Raw genomic sequence first — 19,452 nt, 5'->3', positions numbered from 1 at the left:
ATATACCCGTTATTGTATTAATCTGTCAGGTAGCTGACACATTCTCAGACAATTATACATTAATCTTCACCTTGTATAGGTCTATGGTGCATAGAACCCTTATTTAAAAGTTCAGTGACGAAAATGTTGAGACTGATGGGCTTTGTAGAAAAGTAAATTATTAAAGAGAACATATAGATGCACAACCATAAACTCAGCTTACACTTATATCGACCAATTCTATACATGACACTGATTGGTTCTTTTAGCGCCATAGCGGCTGAACAATCAGCGATGGCGACTGATAAGGAAGCAGTGGACTCATCTCTAGCTATTGAAACGATTTTAGTCACGGCGACTAAGCGTAAAATAAGTTTGAACGACACCTCACTCGCGATTTCTGCTTATAACAGTAAAATGATGGATGACCTTGGGATAAGTACGGGGGCTGATTATCTTAACTTAACCCCATCACTGTCATACAACTCAAACCCGGCGCGTATTTTTATACGTGGCGTAGGCCTGCAAGACAATCAGCCTGGCGTTGACTCTGGCGTTGCGCTCTATGTTGATGGTATCTATTCGAATAATGCCTTAGATATAAATCGCTCATCCTTCGACACACAACGCATTGAAATTGTTAGAGGCCCACAGGGCACGCTGTTTGGACGAAATGCTACGGGCGGCGCAGTGAGTATTGTAACAAAAAGACCAACTGAAAAAACTGAATCTACATTTAGAATGGGGTTAGGTAATTTTAATACGCAAAAATTTAACTTTGCCACGTCTGGGTCCCTCTCTGACGAAATGCGTTATCGTGCGTCAATCGGAACTGAGTCGCGAGATGGTTACATCAATAATCTCGGCGGTCCTGATTTGGACTCCATGGATGCAGAAAATTGGAATGTAGGCATAGAGTATGACTTCTCAGACAACATCCAACTTTTTACTAGAGCCTATGGCTCTCGTGCCAATCATATCTCTGCCGGTGATCTTGGTTATCAGCTAAGTCCATACTATTCACAGGCTAATATTACTGCGCTTAGCGGCAGTCCAGCCGGTGTTGTTGTTGGTACGGGTGAGGGTGATCCTAATATTTCCTTTCTTTACGCCAACCTACAGGATGGTTATACAACAATTAACCCAAGTGTAAATGATCCACGCACCGTTGATCTTAATTCAGTACCAATACGCGACACTGAAACTTTAGGCTTTGTTGTTGATTTGACCTGGAATATTGGCGCCACTACTTTGCGATATATCGGCGGGTATGAAGATGCAGAAGTCGATGTGGAAGGTGAAGATTTGGATAGAACATCACGTCTATTTGATATAGATACTGATGGTAAAACAGGAGGTCAGTTAGAAATTTCATTATTAGATACAGGAGAACGAACGTCCCACGAGCTACAATTACTTTCAAACAATGATGGGCCGCTCAATTGGGTGCTAGGTGCATACTATTATAAAGAGGACCGCCAACTGGCTTATTGGCAGCGCGATGTGGCCAGCGCAAATCTAGATAGCTATGGCGATAACGCCAATCCCAGTGCAGAAACGCTTGGAATTATAAACTTTAAGCCACGAACACTTTACTATCAATACGGCGACTTGGACGCAGAGTCTTATGCATTTTTTGCCGACCTTGCATACAACATTAATGATCAGTGGTCGTTAAAAGGCGGCCTTCGTTATTCATATGATGAAAAAGTAGGGCAAGAAGAGCAGTTTATTGCAACCGATTCGGGTAATCGATTTAATGGCGCATTTGGCCCAGGTGGTCATGTATTCGCAAATAATGACCTGCGCACTCTGACTGATAACTGGGAGGATGTTTCTGGACGACTAGTGCTTGAATATACCCCTGATGAAGATACGCTAATGTATGCCAATATCTCTACTGGCTATAAGCCCGGTGGTATGTTGCTGGGTGGCTTTATTGAAGCCGCGGGTATTGACCCAATATTCGATAAAGAAACGCTGATTAACTATGAACTTGGATATAAAGTGTCTATCGATGACCGTTGGCAGATAAATACGGCCGCATTCTTTTCTGATTATAATGATATGCAAGTCAAAACAACGGTACTCAATCCCGTTACTTTGAGTAATATTGACGCTGCCTTTAATGCTGAAAAGTCTGAAATATACGGTTTGGAGATAGAGTCAACCTATCTAGTATCTGAAAACCTTCGCGTTATGGCTAGCTACTCATACAACCATTCAGAATTCGTAAAGACCGATAATTATGTGAATACATATTTTGGTCGTGCCGATGATGGTCCCGTCAGTATTGAAGGCAATTCACTTTTGCAAACTCCTAAAAATAAGCTAAGTCTGCGTGCTGACTATACCCTTTATTCATCTATAGGTGATTTGCGGTTTGCTGGGCAATTTGCGTTCGTTGATGAGCAAGAGTTCCGTATTTTCAACGAAAGCCAAGTACGTACGGATAGCTATGAAAATATTGATTTGTTTTTAACGTGGACTCAGCCTGAAAATCAGTCTTTCTGGGTTCAGTTCTATCTTAAAAATGCTGGTGACAATGATAGCGTGACAACCAAGTCGGCTGAGCGAAAGCACATCGTTCAAGGTGCTGCAAATACACCAAGAAGCTTCGGAGTGACGGTAAATTATGGTTTTTAATTTAGGCCAATACGCCAACACAGCAAGTGTGACAAGGGACTCAATGAATCAAGCGAAGGTTAAATTACAAAAAACGGTATCTAAAAATGTAATGGGCATTTTATTATTTCTCACAGTGCTTAATATACTTAATATGGTCGACCGTAACCTCATCACCAGTTTTGGTACGGACATTAATAACGAACTTAACCTGAGCGATTTTCAATTTGGCCTACTAACAGGCCTCATTTTTGTTGTCTTGTATTCTATTGCTGGCTTGTTTATGGGCGCCCTTGCTGATTGTGTGCATCGTTCCCGTCTGATTGCAGCGGCACTCATTTTTGGAGTGTTTTGACGGTACTAGCTGGTATGGCAAAAAGCTTATCCGAGATTGGCCGAGTATAGGTAAAATAAACGTCATTTTTCATAAAATGAAAATACATCTTGTAAAATTATACATGTAAGTTGGTCAGTACAAACAGAGGTTATAAATTATGGAAGATAAAAGTTTTAAAAGTGAGTTTAATGCTGATTATACTATTCAAGGCTCAGAGTCATCAGAGCCTAAGCGTCCCGTACAGAAACAAAAACAAAAACGAGTGATTGTTGATTTTCCTGAGTGGATGCTGGAATCTCTTGACATTGAAGCTAATCGGATTGGCGTTACTAGGCAATCTATTATAAAACTTTGGTTGGCTGAAAACTTGGCTGGTGAAAGAAAACTCGAAGAAAAACGACGGAGGAACATCTAAGCTTTGGTAACGGTGAAGTCTATATATCGAACTTCCAGCTCGAAGTCGAGTTAATCACAGAAGCATTTCCTTCACTTATGTAAAATGCCAGATTTAAAATACTCCTATCAAACGACTTTTATTAACCAACCATTGATAAATATCCTACTTGACAGTCAGCTATTCACATCGGCACTTGTGTTGTTGTTTTTGAAGGATCCAAAACGTGGGGCTATGGAAACATATGGCAGTGTAGCAACCGAACAACACACAAACCGCTTAATTAGCAGTGGCTGCAGCATGTTAATTCTGATTTTTTTCAGCACTTAAATATTCACCAGCTTTATGGACAATGATTGGTGCTGTTATTTTAACTTCCCCACCATGGAAGGCCATTTTACCCTTTATAAACAATTTTGAGCTGTCTAGTGGTTGTTTGGTTAGTCATTTTTGTAGATGTTTCTTCAATTCACTGAGAAATAGGAATGTTACCAAAGCGGCTGAACAATTGAATATTGCTAAATCTGCGGTGAGCAAGCGATTAGCTTCGTTAGAGCATAAGCTTGGTATCAAGCTAATTAATCGTACCACTCGAATGTCTAGCATCACTGAAACTGGTCAACGATATTACCAACGCAGCAAATTAATTTTAGATGAAGTTGAAGAGTTAAACAGTCAAACTTCTAGCAGTAAAAGGGCATTCACCGGCACATTGAATATTGCGGTGCCTTTATCATTCGCGCTAGGTCATTTGGCTCCAGCACTTGATTTGTTTATACAGCAGCATACAGATATAAAATGGAATATTAATTTTTCTGTTCAAAAAATAGATATTGTTGAACAAGGCGTCGATTCAGCCTTTCGAGGCAAAACTTAATTAGGCCACCCATAATAATTTGGCCTCCTCTGGTAGCCCTTGAAACCAATCAGCTGCTGTGATCAACTTGGTTATTTCTTGTCTATCATCATACTTGATTGGCATCAACATTTTCATTGTAGTGAGGGATTGAGTCGAAGGTTAATATACCAGTTATTGTATTAATCTGTCAGATGGCTGACACATTTTCAGACAATCATAGGTTAATCTTCACCTTGTGTTAAATACTCGTCAGATAGATTGTAAAGGATTTTAATAGAATACACGGGCAGCCAGAGATATCACGAAGGTTTGTTGCGTTACTTAATTTCGTTTAGACAACACAATGAGTTTCATGAGCAATGTGTAGAACGTTTTTATTATAATTTACAGCAGTGCAAGCCACACACGACAAGACGAACTGGATATCAACCCATTTAGTTCCAACTTCGAAGTGCCTGATCAGGACGCAAGATAAGCAACACATTAAGGTCCATAGTATGACAGCAGTTTCGCCTCATCAACAATTAATGAGTTCGCGACATTATTTAGACAAACTATCAATATTCATTGTTAATATGGCAAACTTTTATAAAGGTGCAAATCCGACATTCGACCAAGAGGTTGTTATGCTCAAAAAGCACTTGTCGGGCAAGCCCGATTATGACGCTGCTACTGCAATAATTAGTAAACTTAATGTGGTTCTAAATAAAGACACTAATTTTTTTAGACAGCGCAACCTCGACTCTGTGTTGAAGTTACAAAAAGAGTTGAAAAAACTGACCAAAATCGAGCATATGTCTGACGATGTTAAAAGGGAAGTCAACGAGTTTTTAATCTCATTATCACCGGATAAAAACAATTCGCAAACGCCCGAACAAACGTTACTGCACGATACCATTACGCAAGAATTAAAAGGGCTTATTGCCCCTTTTTTTGCAGATAATAAAAAAAACAAGCACTTACAAGAAATTTATCACAAGCTCAATACTGGGTTAAACCATAAAGAGATAATGGAGTGTTGCTTAGTAATGATCCGCTTTGTGGCCTATGATATGGTCAAAGAAGCAAGTCCAGCGAGTCGCCTGATCAATAATTTGCATAGATCACTTACTATGATCAACGATAATATTGAGACAACCATTGCCGTTTCTACAAAAAATTTCGAAGCTCGTGACCAATATAACAGTGCAATAAAAAAACAAATTGTAGTATTGGAGTCGTTCATTTCAGATAGCCAACAGTTAACCGAACTGAAAGAGCAAGCGAAGCTAAGCCTCCATAAAATGCAAGCATCACTTGAATTATCCGCCCTAGCGGATCAAAAAGAACAAGTAGTAACTATTGCGCAGATAAAAAAAATGCAAGAGCGTGTTGCTGCACTTGAATCTGAAGCAAGTACCTATAAACAAAAGCTCGATACACAGCGTAAAGCAGCGCTATCGGACCAACTCACAAAACTACCAAACAGAATCGCGTATGAAGAAAAAGCGCAATTTGAAGTTCAACAGGCTCAGAGAAATGCCACACCATTATGCATTGGCATAATAGATATTGATCATTTTAAAAAAATCAATGACGCCTATGGCCATTCTGTCGGCGACAAAACGCTTCAAGTTATCGCGAAGCACATTCGGCAATACTTACCCAAAGAAGACTTTGTAGCGCGTTGGGGTGGCGAAGAGTTTGTCATGTTGCTACCTAATAGCAGTTTAGAAGAAGCGTTTGCTAAAGTAGAAATTATGCGCAAAAAAGTATCGGCATTGCCTTACAAATTTAAAGAACAACGAGTTACCGTGACGTTGTCTTGCGGTTTATGCCAAATCACTCAAGAAAGCCCCCTCGAAGAAGCGTTCGAAATAGCAGATTCGTTCCTTTTCAAAGCAAAAGACGCTGGACGAAATCAAACAATATTTAAGGATATTTAATAACCGGCGTGCATGAAAATTTGTTCGCCGTGCTTCGCGATATGCTCTATATGGGAGCTAACACGGTACCAATTTCGAAAAATTAATAGACGCACGGACGAGCTTAACCACCCACCATGCCAAAGCCATATCACAAGACCTCGATGTGAATATGGTCTTATGCTGGGGCCACCACTCCATCAGAGAAGAAGAGTATTAATACACGAAATTAGTAGGCTATGAATTAGGCTTGCGTGGTTTTTATTATATGCACAGGTTGCGGGCCTAGAGCAATTAAAGGGCACAGCAAGAGCGTGAGTGCCTAATTATTGCTCAATTAACGTGCATCCCGCTAAAAATATGGCCTCAAGGTAGTCGGTATCCATTGCGGCCATGCGTTGTTTACGCCTAACTCTGGCTTTTCTGCTTGTATCGACCTTGTAATGGTTAATACCTGAAACTAGACCACATATATCTCAAATTTATAAGCACTTAGTTTGTGACCAAGCTAGAAATGAAATGATAGCTTGGAAAGGGATCTTAGCGCAATATGCTGGACGAATTCAGCGAGAATGGAGTACTAAAAAGGTTATTCAAGTTTACGATTTCATTGATGATTACCCAACATTACAACGTATGTGGAAGAAACGAGAGAAAGGATATAAAGCGCTAGGATATAAATTTAATGTACAATAAAATTTATATTTTTGATTTTATCCCTAACAAAATTTATTACATGAAATGATTTCATTAAAATTCAAATGGTTTGTGTGAGTGCTTAATGTTTAGGGGGATAAGGTGGGGTGCCTAAAGTATTTTCGAACAACTTAATAAAAAATTTGAATAAATACATTCATTTTTATCTCTAATATTTCACTATTCCTATGTTTTATATCAAGTAATTCATAATTATTGTTTGTTTATATCCAGTATTTCATTTATTATGATTTTTATATCTAGTTTTTACTGGTGAAGCTATGTCTCAATTAATTTTTGCTAAAGATACATCGGAGGCCAAGCGGTTTTCTAAGGCTGTTGCTCAAGGCGAATTAAAAAGAATACGGCAAGGTGTCTATACCGATGCAGCATGGGAAGATATTCCTACGTTACTGAACAATAAATGGTATCAAATAGTACAGTATCTATATCCTTCGGCAGTAGTGTCGCATGCTACAGCAGTATCATTATTGCCTGAAAATAAGGTGGTATATATCACCGCACCAGTCAAAATCCGTAAAAAAATACAAATCAGTGATCTTTTAACGGTTGAAGTGCTTCCCGGTGATGTTGAACATCTCAAGGAGCCTTTTCAACTTCACTCATTTCGAAGTTCTCCGACACGATATTTATTGGAAAATTTACAAATTAGCCATAAAGATGTAGCAGCTCCTAAGTCCTTAGGTAAGAATTGGGCTGAACAAGAGCTATGTCGATTACTTGAACGCTATGGTGAAAAAGAGCTTAATCGAATTAGAGATGAGGCGCGTGCGAATTGTTCAGTGCTTAAAATGGAGAAAGAGTTTCATGCTCTTGAACGCTTGATCGGTGCCATTTTGTCTACCCAATCTATTACGGCATTATCTACAGAAAGGGCCATTGCTGTTGCCCAAAAAGAGCCGTTCGACCCAACTAGAATTGAGATGTTTGGAAACTTGGCTAAGTATTTACGTCAATGTCAATTTGTCTCAAGACCATACCAATACAGCGCATCTAGCTGGCGAAATTTATCTTTTTTTGAGAGTTACTTCTCCAACTACATTGAAGGTACAGAATTTGAGATAGAAGAAGCGGAGCAAATTGTATTTGAGAAGCATGAGATTAGTAGTCGCCATCAAGATAGTCATGATGTGTTAGCGGTTTTTGATGTAGTTCAAGACTATACAGAAATGTCTACGCTCCCGAATAATGTCGAAGAGCTATTAGACTTACTCATGCAACGTCACAGTTTAATTATGGAAGCGCGTCCTGAAAAAAGGCCCGGTCAGTTAAAAATAAAAGCGAATAAAGCAGGTGACACGGTATTCGTATCCCCAGAACAAATAGAGGGAACATTCGCACAGGCATTTCCGTTCTATCAAAGCTTGCCTGAGGGTTTAGCAAGAGCAATTTTCATCCAGTTTCTGGTGACTGAATGCCATCCATTTGATGATGGAAATGGTCGACTTGCTAGGATAATGATGAATGCAGAATTAGTGAATGTGGAAGAAGTTAAAATTATTGTACCTACAGTACACCGAGACAGTTATTTAAATGGCTTAAGAGGCGCGACGAGAAGTAATAAATTTAGAACGATAACTAAAGTATTCTCTGACTTACATGGTTATACCCACTCTATAGAATGGGGCGATTACTCAGAAGCTAGGGCAACGCTTGAAAACCATTTTGCTCATAAATTACCCGACCAAGGAGTCGCCGTTTTTAATCGACAAATATCAAAATACCGTGTTGAATTACCAACTGGGTAAAGCATTCACGAGATATTATTTATATTTAACCGATTATAAGATTAATTATATGATCTTATCCTTTTAAATTGCTCTATCCACATGCGATGCCAGAATATGAATTGATAGCTTGAGGTTTGACACAATCCACAGTTAGCTCTTTGCTTTTTGTAGTAACTTGCTACTATTTAGCAATTATTGCAACATTTGTAGCAAGGAGGATGATATGGCAACTGCCAGCATTAGATTAGATGAAAGCTTGGTTTCCCAAGCAAAAGCAGTGGGTTCAGTTGAGTCACGAAGTGCTGCCAAACAAATTGAATATTGGGCTAAAATTGGTAAGGCGATGGCTGAGAACCCAGATCTCACTTATGAATTCGTCCAAGATGCATTAGTTGCAAAAGCTGAAGAGGCATTGGGCCAAACAGAGGAATATAAGTTTGGCTGAAAAACGCAGAGTTACTCAAACACTAACCTTCAAGAAAGCACTTAAAAAACTTAAATCTAACCAAAAGAAAGATTTAGACAAAGCGGTGAATACGCTGCTTGAAAATCCATTAATGGGGAAGCAGAAAAAAGGCGATTTAAGTGACTTAAGAGTGCATAAGTTTACAATGGCAAAGCAGCTAACACTGCTTGGTTATAAGTATGAAGATGGAGAGCTTGTGTTGCGATTAATCACTTTTGGAAGTCACAATATAATGGGAGTTTGTTAACCATACTTAAAATGTCTCTTTCAGTAGACTCAGCATGTCATCTACCGATAGTTTAGTCACGACTTCGTTACCCGATAGAAGTGTGTCTGCTAAGTTTCGTTTATGTTGATGTAAAGCGACAATTCTTTGTTCTATGGTGTTTTGCGTAATTAACCTATAAATGGTAACTGGCCGTGTTTGACCTATGCGGTGGGCTCTGTCAGAGGCTTGTTCTTCTACTGCTGGGTTCCACCAAGGGTCCATGTGTATTACGTAGTCTGCTGCGGTTAAGTTTAGTCCTGAACCGCCGGCTTTAAGGCTGATTAAAAATATATCGCCTTCCCCACTTTGAAACGCATTAACGCGTTTTTGTCGCTGTTTTTGCGGTGTGGAGCCATCTAAATATTGATAACTTAATCCTTTGGCTTCGATGTGTTGTTTTATCAATTGTAAGTGCCCAACAAACTGGCTAAAAATGAGCGCTTTATGATTATTGAGTTTCAGCTCTTCGAGTAATTCGTCGAGGGCAGCTAGTTTGGCGCTGGGTATGTCGGTCTCTGCCATGACTAATTTAGGGTGGCAACAGGCTTGGCGCAGTTTCACGAGTTCGGCAAGCATTTTAATGCGCTGTTCGCCTGCATTGGCTTGTTGGTCGTTTTGGCTGATATTGTCTATTGCATTGAGTCTCAGCGCTTCGTAAAAGTCACGCTCTTTGGGACTCATTTCTACTCGAATATTAATTTCGGTGCGGGGTGGTAATTCAGTTAATACTTGGTTTTTCATGCGCCGTAAGATAAACGGTTGGATCAGCGCTTTAAGTGCTTGGCTGGCTTTGCGCGCGGCGAGTGGGTCTTCGTTTGCGTTTTCGATTGGCACTGAAAAACGTTCCCCAAAGCGTTTTATGTTGCCAAGTAAACCAGGGTTAATAAAGCGGAATAAACTCCAAAGCTCGGTTAAATTATTTTCAATGGGTGTGCCAGTGGTGATCATTTTAAAATCACTTTTTAATGCGACGGCGGCTTTCGTACGTTTGGTTAATGGGTTTTTTAATGCTTGGGCTTCGTCGGCTACTATGCTGTGCCAGTGAACGTCTTTGAGTATTTCACTTTCTCTTTGTAACAGTCCATAGCTTATGATCACACAATCAAACGGGCCTAATTCGTTTAACAAAATTTCACGATTTTTGGTGTTAGTTGAGTCTGAAAATATTTTAATGTTCAGGGTGGGCGCAAATTTTAGGGCTTCTTGTTGCCAATTAAAACAAACCGATGTGGGTGCGATGACTAAACTGGGGCCTTGCTTAGCCCGGGACAATAAAATAGCGAGGCCTTGTAAGGTTTTTCCCAAACCCATATCGTCAGCTAAACAAGCGCCTGCGCCCCAATGTGCAAGACGCGATGCCCAGTCGAATCCTACTAATTGGTAGTCACGCAATTGCGCTTGAAAGGTCGAGGGAATTTGCGGTTCAAGGGTATTCGCTTGATGCATTTTTTGGGTTTGTTGATCCCACGCATGAATGGTTTTCATACGCATACCCGTTGTGGCTTCTTCTATTTTCAAACTAGCTAAGGGGTGAAATTTGCCGTCGTCGGTGACTTGATTGATTAACTCGAGTTTGTGGCGTAAATCATCAGACAAGGCGAGTATTTGATCAGTACCAAGCTCGATAAAACGGCCATTGCTGGTTTGTACCAATTCAAGCAGTTTTCGTAGGTCAATCACTTGCTCATTGTCTATTTGCAAGTCGCCGGTAATATCAAACCACGCATTTTTTTGACTAAACGCGAGTTGCAGATGCTCGGAGTCTAGCTTTTTTGATAGCGTGATTTTTTTGCCTTTCGGCCAACGCAGCACTAAATCAAATGGTGCTTGGTTAATGGCTATTTCTAACTGTTCTAAGGCTGCTAGCGCGGTTTGTAAATCGTCTAGTAATAAAACGTTATCTGGCATATTCAGAAAGGCTGGGCACGCTTGGTCAAGTTGATCCAATAATGTTTCTTCGCGCATTAGGTCACGTTGGGTTGCCATGCGCTTGCCGTTTAAATCGGTGGTTAAACTGGCATTACCAACTGCTGGTTTAAATGCAGGCCCTTTTTCGCCAAATGGCATCACCACGCAAGTAAATGTTAACCCGTTTTGAGTGGGCTGAATATTCACCACTAAATTGGGGTCGCATTCATGGATTGCTAACCCAGTATCAAGCTCTGTGATATCAGATTGAATATTTAAAAACGGCGCAATGGCCGCTATGCCTGCTAGCGCTTTTTGCTTGGCACTGATGGGAATTAACAAACCTGCCTCGCCAATGATGTCGGCCACTTTAAGATGTTCAGGCGAAAACACCGTGAGCTGGTATTGTGTATCAGTAATAGACTTTAAATCGTAAGCGGGCTGCCCCTCGTCACTGCTAATATCATCGGGTAAATCCGCGATACTTAAACATAGTTGGTCGCCATGCTGACTAACCAATAATTCAGGCTCGCGCTTGATGATTTCAATAACTTGGCTTAAATCATCTGATTGGTATAAGTTGTCGATTCCCACTGCTGCTTCCAGTGCCGACAATCCTTGCAGTGTGTATTCAAGTTTTGAGTAATATCCCCAACTTTGATAAGCATCGATTGCACGACAAATCTTCTTATCGCTTTCGCTTAAGTAGTCGAATAAAGCGGTTTCTTCTTTCAAACGTTTTAACGAAACGACTCGACCTTTGCTCCAACCTGATTTATTAAACTTTTGCTCACGAGCCGTTAATGTATGGCCATAACTCTTTTCAAATTCCCAAATTAAACGCACTGGCTTGATTGTTTTTTGTATATTCTGTGCCGCATTTTTTTCAGCATTTGGATTGAGTGCAATTAATTTATCTAGCGCTAAGTCCCACTGTGATTTAATTTCTATCAGGTTGCTGAAATCGATTAATATCGATTCGGATGCGAGGTCTGACTGTTTCTTTAAATCGGGATTTTCATCAGTAAAACTCGCTGCCATTTGACAACAAATTTGCGCAAATAAGGGGTAAGCCAGTTGCTCAAAATGTGCTTGGTATCTTAATGCTAATTTAGCCCATTCTGGGCCTTTGCTTTGGTTACACCAAACCTGCGCCAATAAATAATTAAAATAGCAGAGCTGGTGAGAGAAAAAATCAATATCATCATCAACGCTATTAAATTCAATATTTATAGTATATTTTTCGCATGACAGTAAGCTCTGAATCGGTTTAACAACACCTTGCCCTATATAGAAAAAATCATTATCGGATTTACGGTCGCTGTCTTCAAATTCGACTTGTTGTATGGCATGTGAAAAATAACTTACATCCTGTTGGTTGCCGTGAACCATCAATGCCAATTTATAGAAATATCCCAACACGTCATTTAAATATTGTTTTTTGCGTTTTGTCAGTTTGTTTTTTGCGAGCATGGCTTGCTCAAAATAGTCGATAGCTTGTTGGTTTTCGCCCATTAAAAAGCAATATGTACCTTGTAACTGCAAACCGTAACTACTGATATCTTGGATAACTTGTATGCGCTCAAAATCGTTAAATCGCATTTGATACAAATACTGTTCTGCCAATAAATGATGACAGTCGATATTGTATAAGGGGCTTATTCTGTCAGAATTTGCAACGCAAACTTGCTCCAATAATTGCACCGGATAAGCACAGCTTTGCCCTTCTATTTGAAACGTTCTAATCAAGGTTGTAAACGCCTGGTATTGCAGCACCTTAGGTAATGCTAAAAACGAACTTAACTCAAACGGTAAAAATAGAAGTTCAACTAAAATTCGATTTTGCTTATGATTAATAATTTGTGGGTTTTTATTGAACGCTAAGGCAGCTTCAAGCGGTTCTATTTGATTCAAATAATAGAGGTCTCGGATAACTCTGCTTCTATCGACCTCTTTGTTCTGCCAACTGTAGCTGTCTACCACCGGCACAACCTGTTCAGCGGCTGTGATGATCTCAAGTAAGGTTGAATGTGATTGGCCATGAGTTGTAAGCGCAAATAAGGCGTGAAATTGATCTATCTCAGCGGTTAAACGGTTGGCAAGCAATCTATTGAGTTGCAGTCCCTCCCGGTTAGGGATCAATAACGACAGTTGAGTCAATTGCTCTTTTTGCTGCACCATTAAACGATATTCTTTTTTTGGTTGTGGCAAAAAACCTCTACTGTCCAATATATCCATTACATGCGCTAACTTGTTAATGCCAATAGGTTTGTACACCACAGCCAAAATCATCAACGTGGTTTGTTCCACTGCATTTAGCTCTAAGAAAGCTTGATATAAAGATTCTATTTGTAGATGAATTGATGGCTGAATTAAAGCAGCAAGCTTCATAATAGTGTAGTTCTTAATGAATATTTGTTTTTCAATGACGTGAAATTAACAAAAATTGCCTTCGTAAACAATGGATCTCACAGATGCAAAATAAGATTTAAATAAACGTATGAATTTCATACAAAGGTTTTGATGTTAATAGAAATTCTGTGCTCTAACATCAAGTACTGGGATTAATGATTAAACTTCTTTAAAGCCATAGCCACATTATGAGTGGCTTGTTTAGCGCGAGCACTTAGTGCTGTCACTGATATAAAACCATGCATACAATCAGCATAGTGTTCGTGATGTGTTGATATACCTGCCGCTTTTAGCCGTTCGGCATACGCTATACCATCATCTCTTAATGGATCGAATCCTAGGGTTAAGACATAGCTGTCTGGAGACTCGCTAATGTCGTTTGTTAAAAGCGGACTTACTAATGGAAGCACGGCTTCGTCTAAAGAATTTAAATAATGTTGTCTAAAATAATCCATCAGATCCCGTGTTAGCAGTAACTGTTTATTGAAATGTCGGTAAGACTCCGTCAGGCCTTGCAAGTCGAACATGGGATATAATAAAAACTGAAATTGCGGTGTTACTTTGCTCTGCACCGGCAGCTCTGTTTGTAATGTTCTGAGTCCAATTAAACATGCTAGATACGCGCCGGCACTGTCGCCACCTACGCCGATGTATTTTGGATGGATATTCAGTGCTTTGTGATTGTCATGGATATAGTTCCAAGCATCAATCGCATCGCAAATTGGCGTTGGAAATTTATATTCAGGGGACAGTCGATAATCCACAGAAATAATATTCATGTTGCCGTGTTTGGCCAAATATCGACAAAATCGATCATGCGTATTAATACTGCCAATGACGCAGCCACCACCATGAAAATATACTAACGTTTTAATAGACGTTTTTTCTATTGGATTTATTGGATAGTAGGTACGAATTTTTATGGTTGTAACGTCACGGTTATGAGTACTAACAGGGATATTCAAATCAACAACCTGATGCATCTCAATTTTCTTAAGTCCTAACATTCGATCCATCATCGAAAATATAGGTCTGAATAATTTGGGTGGCAGCTTGTGAAGTGGCGGCATGAATGACAATAGCTTCGCAATCATTAATTGTTTGGCTTCTAACTGCTCACTCTGTCGTTTTTTACTTTCTTGGTATTTTTCGTCATCTTCGTTTTTTTCAATTTTTTTGTTGAAATCATTCATTCTGCATGACCTTTTTTATGATTCTTTCGGAGGGCAAAAAAATTCTTTATCGACTCAAAAATTTCATCACTAAACGATTGATATACGCGGGAGAAACAGTACTCAGGAAATGAAGTAAACCATAAGATACGCTGACTGCTCTATGCGTATTAGGCTGCCTTACTTGTTTATCAATCACAGCCACTACGTCTTCAGCGGTTAGATGTGTGCCTAATCGTTGCATTACTTTTGCAGTCTTTTTCTGTGAATTGAGCATATCAGTAGCAACAAATGGCGGCATAACATCACATACGCGGATGCCATATTTTTGCCATTCTAGTTCCAGCGCCTCCGTTAGGGCTTTTACTGCGAATTTACTAGCCGAATAGCTGGCTAATTCTGGCACACCATAATCACTGCTAGCTGATGACATATTCACAATGGTGCTTTTATTATTATCTTTGCCGCTATTTTTGCTATTATTTTTTAAATACGGCCATGCTGCTTGGCATAAATTTATAACCCCCATTACATTGACACTGATAACTCGCTGGTGCTGGTTGTTATTTATATCTTCAAATGCGCCTACTTCTAAAATTCCAGCGTTATTTAATAATACCGATAAGCTATTATCATTCCCATTACAGAATTCAGACATAACTTGCTGAGCTTGTGAAAAATCACTCACATCCAATGGGTATAAAGAAATTCGAGTCTTATCCCATTGTTCAGTAACGTCTTCTAAGAGGGCAAAATTTAAGTCGGCCATAGCAACCACATAACCCATTTCATGAAAATGCCGAGCCGCTGCTAAGCCGATACCAGAAGCTGCACCTGTAATAAATATGCTGTTTGTATTCATGTAAGAGGCCTCGAATTAGCTATATGAATAACTCTCATATTAACTATCAAAATGACCGTGTCTGAATATGTTCCATCTGCGGTTCGTGCATTTCATCAACCCATCGTTTCCATGTATATGGCCATAAAATGGGGTCGCCGTCGGCATCTAAATACCAGCTTTGACATCCACCCACCCAACTTGTGCCTTTCAAACCTTCTTTTATATAGGCAGTGAATTCGTCAATGGCCTCTTGCTTAGCTTCAAATTCATCAAATTCATGGTGACGCCATTTATCAATCATTTTTATAAGGTAATCAGCTTGCACTTCGCTCATGGCGATAACAGAAAAGTTACCAATAGGCGTATTTGGCCCCAACATTAAAAAGAAGTTAGGGTAACCGTTTAGCATCATTGAACGATAGGCTTTAATTTTATGTTCCCAAGCTTTATCAATATGCAAATTATTGCGCCCGATTAGGTTCATGGGACGCATAAAATTAAAGGCATTAAACCCAGTCGATAATACCAGAACGTCTAAGTCATGATGTTTACCGTCTTTGGTGATAATCCCAGTTTCGGTAACACGCTCAATGCCATCAGTGACTAACTCCGCGTTAGGCTTTTGAATAGCTTTATAAAAGGTGGTATTAATGATGACCCGCTTACAACCTACTTGATAGTTTGGTTGTAATTTTTCACGCAATGTCTTGTCTTTTATACTTAATCTTAAGTTGGCTTTGCATAAAAAATTTAATACATGTTTTTGTATAAAGTGACCTGTAACTGCTTTGGTAAAAAAGTGCTCTAAAAAAGCTTTTCCCAGATTACGATGCATTTTTGTGAGCAAAGGAAAACGGGTCATCAATTTTCTCATGGTTTTAGAAAACGTAAAATCGGGTAAGTGCATTAACCATTGTGGGGTGCGTTGAAAAACAGACACCTTAGCACCTGTATTAATCAGTTCGGGGATGGTTTGTGCGGCAGTTGAACCAGTACCAATCACACCCACACGGGTTGAGTCAGATATTTTTACGTCATGATCCCACTGTGCGGTATGAAACATAGCACCTTTGAAGTCATCAATACCTGGAATATCTGGAAACTTAGGGTGATGCAATATACCCGTCGCACAGACAATAAAATCCGCTATATAAGTTTGCTCTTTACTGGTTTTAACTGTCCATTTCCCGCTATCATATTGCGCATCGGTAACCTCCTCATTAAATCGGATGTCGCGTTTCACATCATATTTATCAGCCACGTTTTCAAAGTAGTCTTTTATTTCTGGTCCACGGGCAAAAAAACGGCTCCAGTTTGGGTTAGGTTCAAATGAATAGGTATACATGTGAGCTGGCACATCGCAGGCGGCCCCAGGATAGGTGTTTTCTCGCCATGTGCCACCCACTGAATCCTTTTTCTCTAGAACGACAATGTCGGTAATACCCGCTTTACGCAGTTTAATGACCATTAGCATACCCGTCATGCCTGCGCCAATGATGACAACTGACGGGTTACGTTTTACTTGGCTCATGAGGCACCTTAAATATTATTATCGCGGTTCGATATTGCTACTTTGACTGTGATTATGCTGTGTTTCACAACTCAAAAAGAATTAACATACTGTATACATATCTAGAATAGAAAATTATTCATCATTGATCTACGCTCTAAATAGACTTATATTTGTTATTTTAAGACATATACACCATACATTATGCCAATTCGTAACATTACTAGTGTACAAATCATTGTTGCCTATGGCGGTGAGCTGGGTATTGACGTGGACATTTTACTGCAAGGCTCGGGGCTGGTGAGCTCTCAACTAACCGCTCACGACGAGCAGGTTGAAGACAAACAAGAGTTACATGTACTTAAAAATTTAATGATGAATTCCACCAGCCCATTTAAGGTAGGAATGGAATTGGGCAGCCGTTATCACCTCACAAGTTATGGCATCATGGGTTATGCCTTGTTAGCGAGCAGCACCCCTAGAAAAGCGATTGAATTAGGTTTACGTTTTTTAGATTTAACCTATGTTTATTCAAAGATTGAGTTAATAGAGATTAATCAGAATTTATCTCTTAGGTTTTCATGTGATATTGCGGGTGAATTAGGAAAACTTATTTTAGCTAGGGACATGATGGGCGCTGCTATGATCCAAAGAGAGGTGTTTGAAAGTGGCTATTTACCTATAAACTTACAATTCACTTCACCTCAACCACCGGACTTCTCGATAGATGCTCTGCAGCAAATATTGGGGGCTGAAATTCAATTTGATGCAAATTATAACGGCATTGCTTGGGTAGCCAAGCAGATGGATCTCCCCTTGGTAAAAGCGAATGCTGCAACCGCTAACATATGTGAACAACAATGCAGTCAGTTGCTGCAGCAAAAACAAAGTTGGAAACCCATAGAGAAGCAGGTTAAAGACACTTTACTGCACCTCGGCTTAACCTCGTCTATGCAAGATATAGCCGATTATTTATCCCGAACGACTCGAACATTACATCGCCAACTACAACAAGAGCAAACCAGTTGGCGACAAGTACGTGATGGGGTGCGTATAGGCATAGCAGAAGAGCTATTATCAAACCCAATGAAATTGGATGAAATTGCCGAGCGACTTGGCTTTAGCGATGGGGCTAATTTTAGCCACAGCTTTAAGCGCTGCAGAAATATAACTCCAAGCCAGCACCGAAAGCAGTCAAAAAACAATTAAAAAGCACACAACTCCAACATCTTATAAAAAAATACTAAATAGTAATATTTGGAATTTTATACTTCCTTTACTCAGTAATTGTTGATGGGCTGTAACGTTTAAATCATCAAAAAACTTTAAAAGCTCCAGCAAACAAACGTATTTCATTAACTCCTTTTATTCGGCTTTTTACTACTTTTGAGTGTTTTTAACATTTTAATCATTTCCACTAAGCTTGGCGTTAATTGCCGTGAACGCATGCGCCACAGGCCAATATCACTGCTAATGGTAAACGGTAACTCAATAGCTGTGAGAGAACGTTGTTGCCATTCATCCCGATGTAAATCACCCGCAGCAATAGTAATCAGACCATTTTGTTCAGCCAATTCTAATGCTTGTGGCAAGTCGGTCACTTCGAAATCGGGTTTATTGGAATGTAATAAAAACGCTTGAAATTGTGGAGGTAAATGCCGGATATAACGTTGGGGGATAGGTGGTAACACCCATTTATGTTGAAACAAATAATCCAGCACTGGGGTTTGCTGATGGATGGGATGATCGTGATTGGCAACCACATAAACGGGAGCTTGTAGCAACGGGATAACTTCATAAGTCTCGGGATCATGCAGCGTGTGTAGTTCGCCCACATCATATAACAAGCAATCATATGAATGATTATCCAAACCATGTTTAAGATCCTCAAAACGCCCCGTGCTCGCATGAATTTGGATATCCACGTCACGGCTAATAATCTGATGAATTAACGGTTTTAGGATCAATTCATGGATTAACGGCCCACAACCAATATTGATAATGCCTTTTTCACCATGACTAAAAAAGCGCGCATGTGACACTAATGTTTCCATGGCTGAAATACAATCTAGCGCATCTCGATACAACGCTTTGCCGGCAGGGGTCGGCGCAACATCACGGGTATGGCGGTCAAAGAGTAAAACAGCCAACTGTGACTCAAGCTTTTGAATACTTTTACTAATATTCGACTGGGAGACCCCAATTGCACCGGCAGCTTTAGTCAGATTACGATGCTCAAAGACACTGACAAAATGTTCGAGCAGTTTTATGTTCATTGTTTCTCTTTAGCTAGATTGCAGCTTTATTATATTTTGGAATGATTATAT

16 protein-coding genes are annotated in these 19,452 nt (G+C 39.7%); 11 read left to right on the top strand and 5 right to left on the bottom strand.

Annotation, left to right across the window (positions count from 1 at the left end; translation table 11 throughout):
* Positions 1-177: 177 nt before the first annotated feature.
* The 10 genes from CXF95_RS04790 to CXF95_RS04740 all read left to right on the top strand — a co-directional run bounded on the left by CXF95_RS04790 (position 178) and on the right by CXF95_RS04740 (position 9,258).
* Positions 178-2,625, top strand: coding sequence for a TonB-dependent receptor (locus CXF95_RS04790; RefSeq protein WP_101197636.1), 2,448 nt, complete (start codon positions 178-180; stop codon positions 2,623-2,625).
* 43 nt (positions 2,626-2,668) lie between these two features.
* On the top strand, positions 2,669-2,959 hold the full coding sequence (locus CXF95_RS04785; protein ID WP_157828066.1) for a hypothetical protein: 291 nt from the start codon (positions 2,669-2,671) through the stop codon (positions 2,957-2,959).
* 139 nt (positions 2,960-3,098) lie between these two features.
* Positions 3,099-3,356 carry a type II toxin-antitoxin system BrnA family antitoxin gene (gene brnA / locus CXF95_RS04780; protein WP_101197634.1) on the top strand — a complete coding sequence of 86 codons (258 nt, stop codon included), beginning with the start codon at positions 3,099-3,101 and terminating at the stop codon, positions 3,354-3,356.
* A gap of 331 nt (positions 3,357-3,687) precedes the next feature.
* On the top strand, positions 3,688-4,212 hold the full coding sequence (locus tag CXF95_RS04770) for a LysR family transcriptional regulator (protein ID WP_255418885.1): 525 nt from the start codon (positions 3,688-3,690) through the stop codon (positions 4,210-4,212).
* A 291-nt stretch (positions 4,213-4,503) separates the two neighbouring features.
* Positions 4,504-4,632: a hypothetical protein gene (locus tag CXF95_RS04765; RefSeq protein ID WP_369809283.1), complete on the top strand. Its 129-nt coding sequence runs from the start codon at positions 4,504-4,506 to the stop codon at positions 4,630-4,632.
* Positions 4,633-4,691: 59 nt separating this feature from the next.
* Positions 4,692-6,119, top strand: a complete 1,428-nt coding sequence (locus tag CXF95_RS04760; protein WP_101197632.1) for a GGDEF domain-containing protein — start codon at positions 4,692-4,694, stop codon at positions 6,117-6,119.
* Between the two features lie 498 nt (positions 6,120-6,617).
* On the top strand, positions 6,618-6,794 hold the full coding sequence (locus CXF95_RS30355; protein WP_232787651.1) for a hypothetical protein: 177 nt from the start codon (positions 6,618-6,620) through the stop codon (positions 6,792-6,794).
* 281 nt (positions 6,795-7,075) lie between these two features.
* Positions 7,076-8,563: a Fic family protein gene (locus CXF95_RS04750; protein ID WP_101197631.1), complete on the top strand. Its 1,488-nt coding sequence runs from the start codon at positions 7,076-7,078 to the stop codon at positions 8,561-8,563.
* A gap of 205 nt (positions 8,564-8,768) precedes the next feature.
* Positions 8,769-8,990: a hypothetical protein gene (locus CXF95_RS04745; protein WP_101197630.1), complete on the top strand. Its 222-nt coding sequence runs from the start codon at positions 8,769-8,771 to the stop codon at positions 8,988-8,990.
* Positions 8,983-9,258, top strand: coding sequence for a type II toxin-antitoxin system RelE/ParE family toxin (locus tag CXF95_RS04740; RefSeq protein WP_101197629.1), 276 nt, complete (start codon positions 8,983-8,985; stop codon positions 9,256-9,258). Before CXF95_RS04745 ends, CXF95_RS04740 begins: the two co-directional genes overlap by 8 nt.
* A 6-nt stretch (positions 9,259-9,264) precedes the next feature.
* Here the strand turns inward: CXF95_RS04740 and CXF95_RS04735 are convergent, their stop codons facing one another.
* From CXF95_RS04735 to CXF95_RS04720, 4 genes are all read right to left on the bottom strand, one after another.
* On the bottom strand, positions 9,265-13,578 hold the full coding sequence (locus CXF95_RS04735; protein ID WP_101197628.1) for a DEAD/DEAH box helicase: 4,314 nt from the start codon (positions 13,576-13,578) through the stop codon (positions 9,265-9,267).
* 173 nt (positions 13,579-13,751) lie between these two features.
* Positions 13,752-14,792 (bottom strand): alpha/beta hydrolase, encoded by a 1,041-nt coding sequence (locus CXF95_RS04730; RefSeq protein ID WP_101197627.1) that lies wholly within the window; start codon positions 14,790-14,792, stop codon positions 13,752-13,754.
* 46 nt (positions 14,793-14,838) lie between these two features.
* Positions 14,839-15,633: an SDR family oxidoreductase gene (locus tag CXF95_RS04725; protein WP_101197626.1), complete on the bottom strand. Its 795-nt coding sequence runs from the start codon at positions 15,631-15,633 to the stop codon at positions 14,839-14,841.
* A gap of 46 nt (positions 15,634-15,679) precedes the next feature.
* Positions 15,680-17,146 (bottom strand): NAD(P)/FAD-dependent oxidoreductase, encoded by a 1,467-nt coding sequence (locus CXF95_RS04720; protein WP_101197625.1) that lies wholly within the window; start codon positions 17,144-17,146, stop codon positions 15,680-15,682.
* A gap of 183 nt (positions 17,147-17,329) precedes the next feature.
* On the opposite strand from CXF95_RS04720, the gene CXF95_RS04715 reads away from it, so the two are divergent.
* Positions 17,330-18,334, top strand: coding sequence for an AraC family transcriptional regulator (locus CXF95_RS04715; protein ID WP_101197624.1), 1,005 nt, complete (start codon positions 17,330-17,332; stop codon positions 18,332-18,334).
* A 146-nt stretch (positions 18,335-18,480) separates the two neighbouring features.
* Here the strand turns inward: CXF95_RS04715 and CXF95_RS04710 are convergent, their stop codons facing one another.
* On the bottom strand, positions 18,481-19,401 hold the full coding sequence (locus CXF95_RS04710) for a LysR family transcriptional regulator (RefSeq protein ID WP_101197623.1): 921 nt from the start codon (positions 19,399-19,401) through the stop codon (positions 18,481-18,483).
* Positions 19,402-19,452 lie beyond the last annotated feature (51 nt).

Origin of the sequence: Paraglaciecola sp. MB-3u-78 (assembly GCF_002835935.1) — a bacterium.
In the GTDB taxonomy this organism is placed as follows: domain Bacteria; phylum Pseudomonadota; class Gammaproteobacteria; order Enterobacterales; family Alteromonadaceae; genus Paraglaciecola.
Note: the sequence above shows the minus strand (reverse complement) of the source record. Positions and strands in the feature narration are given on the sequence as shown.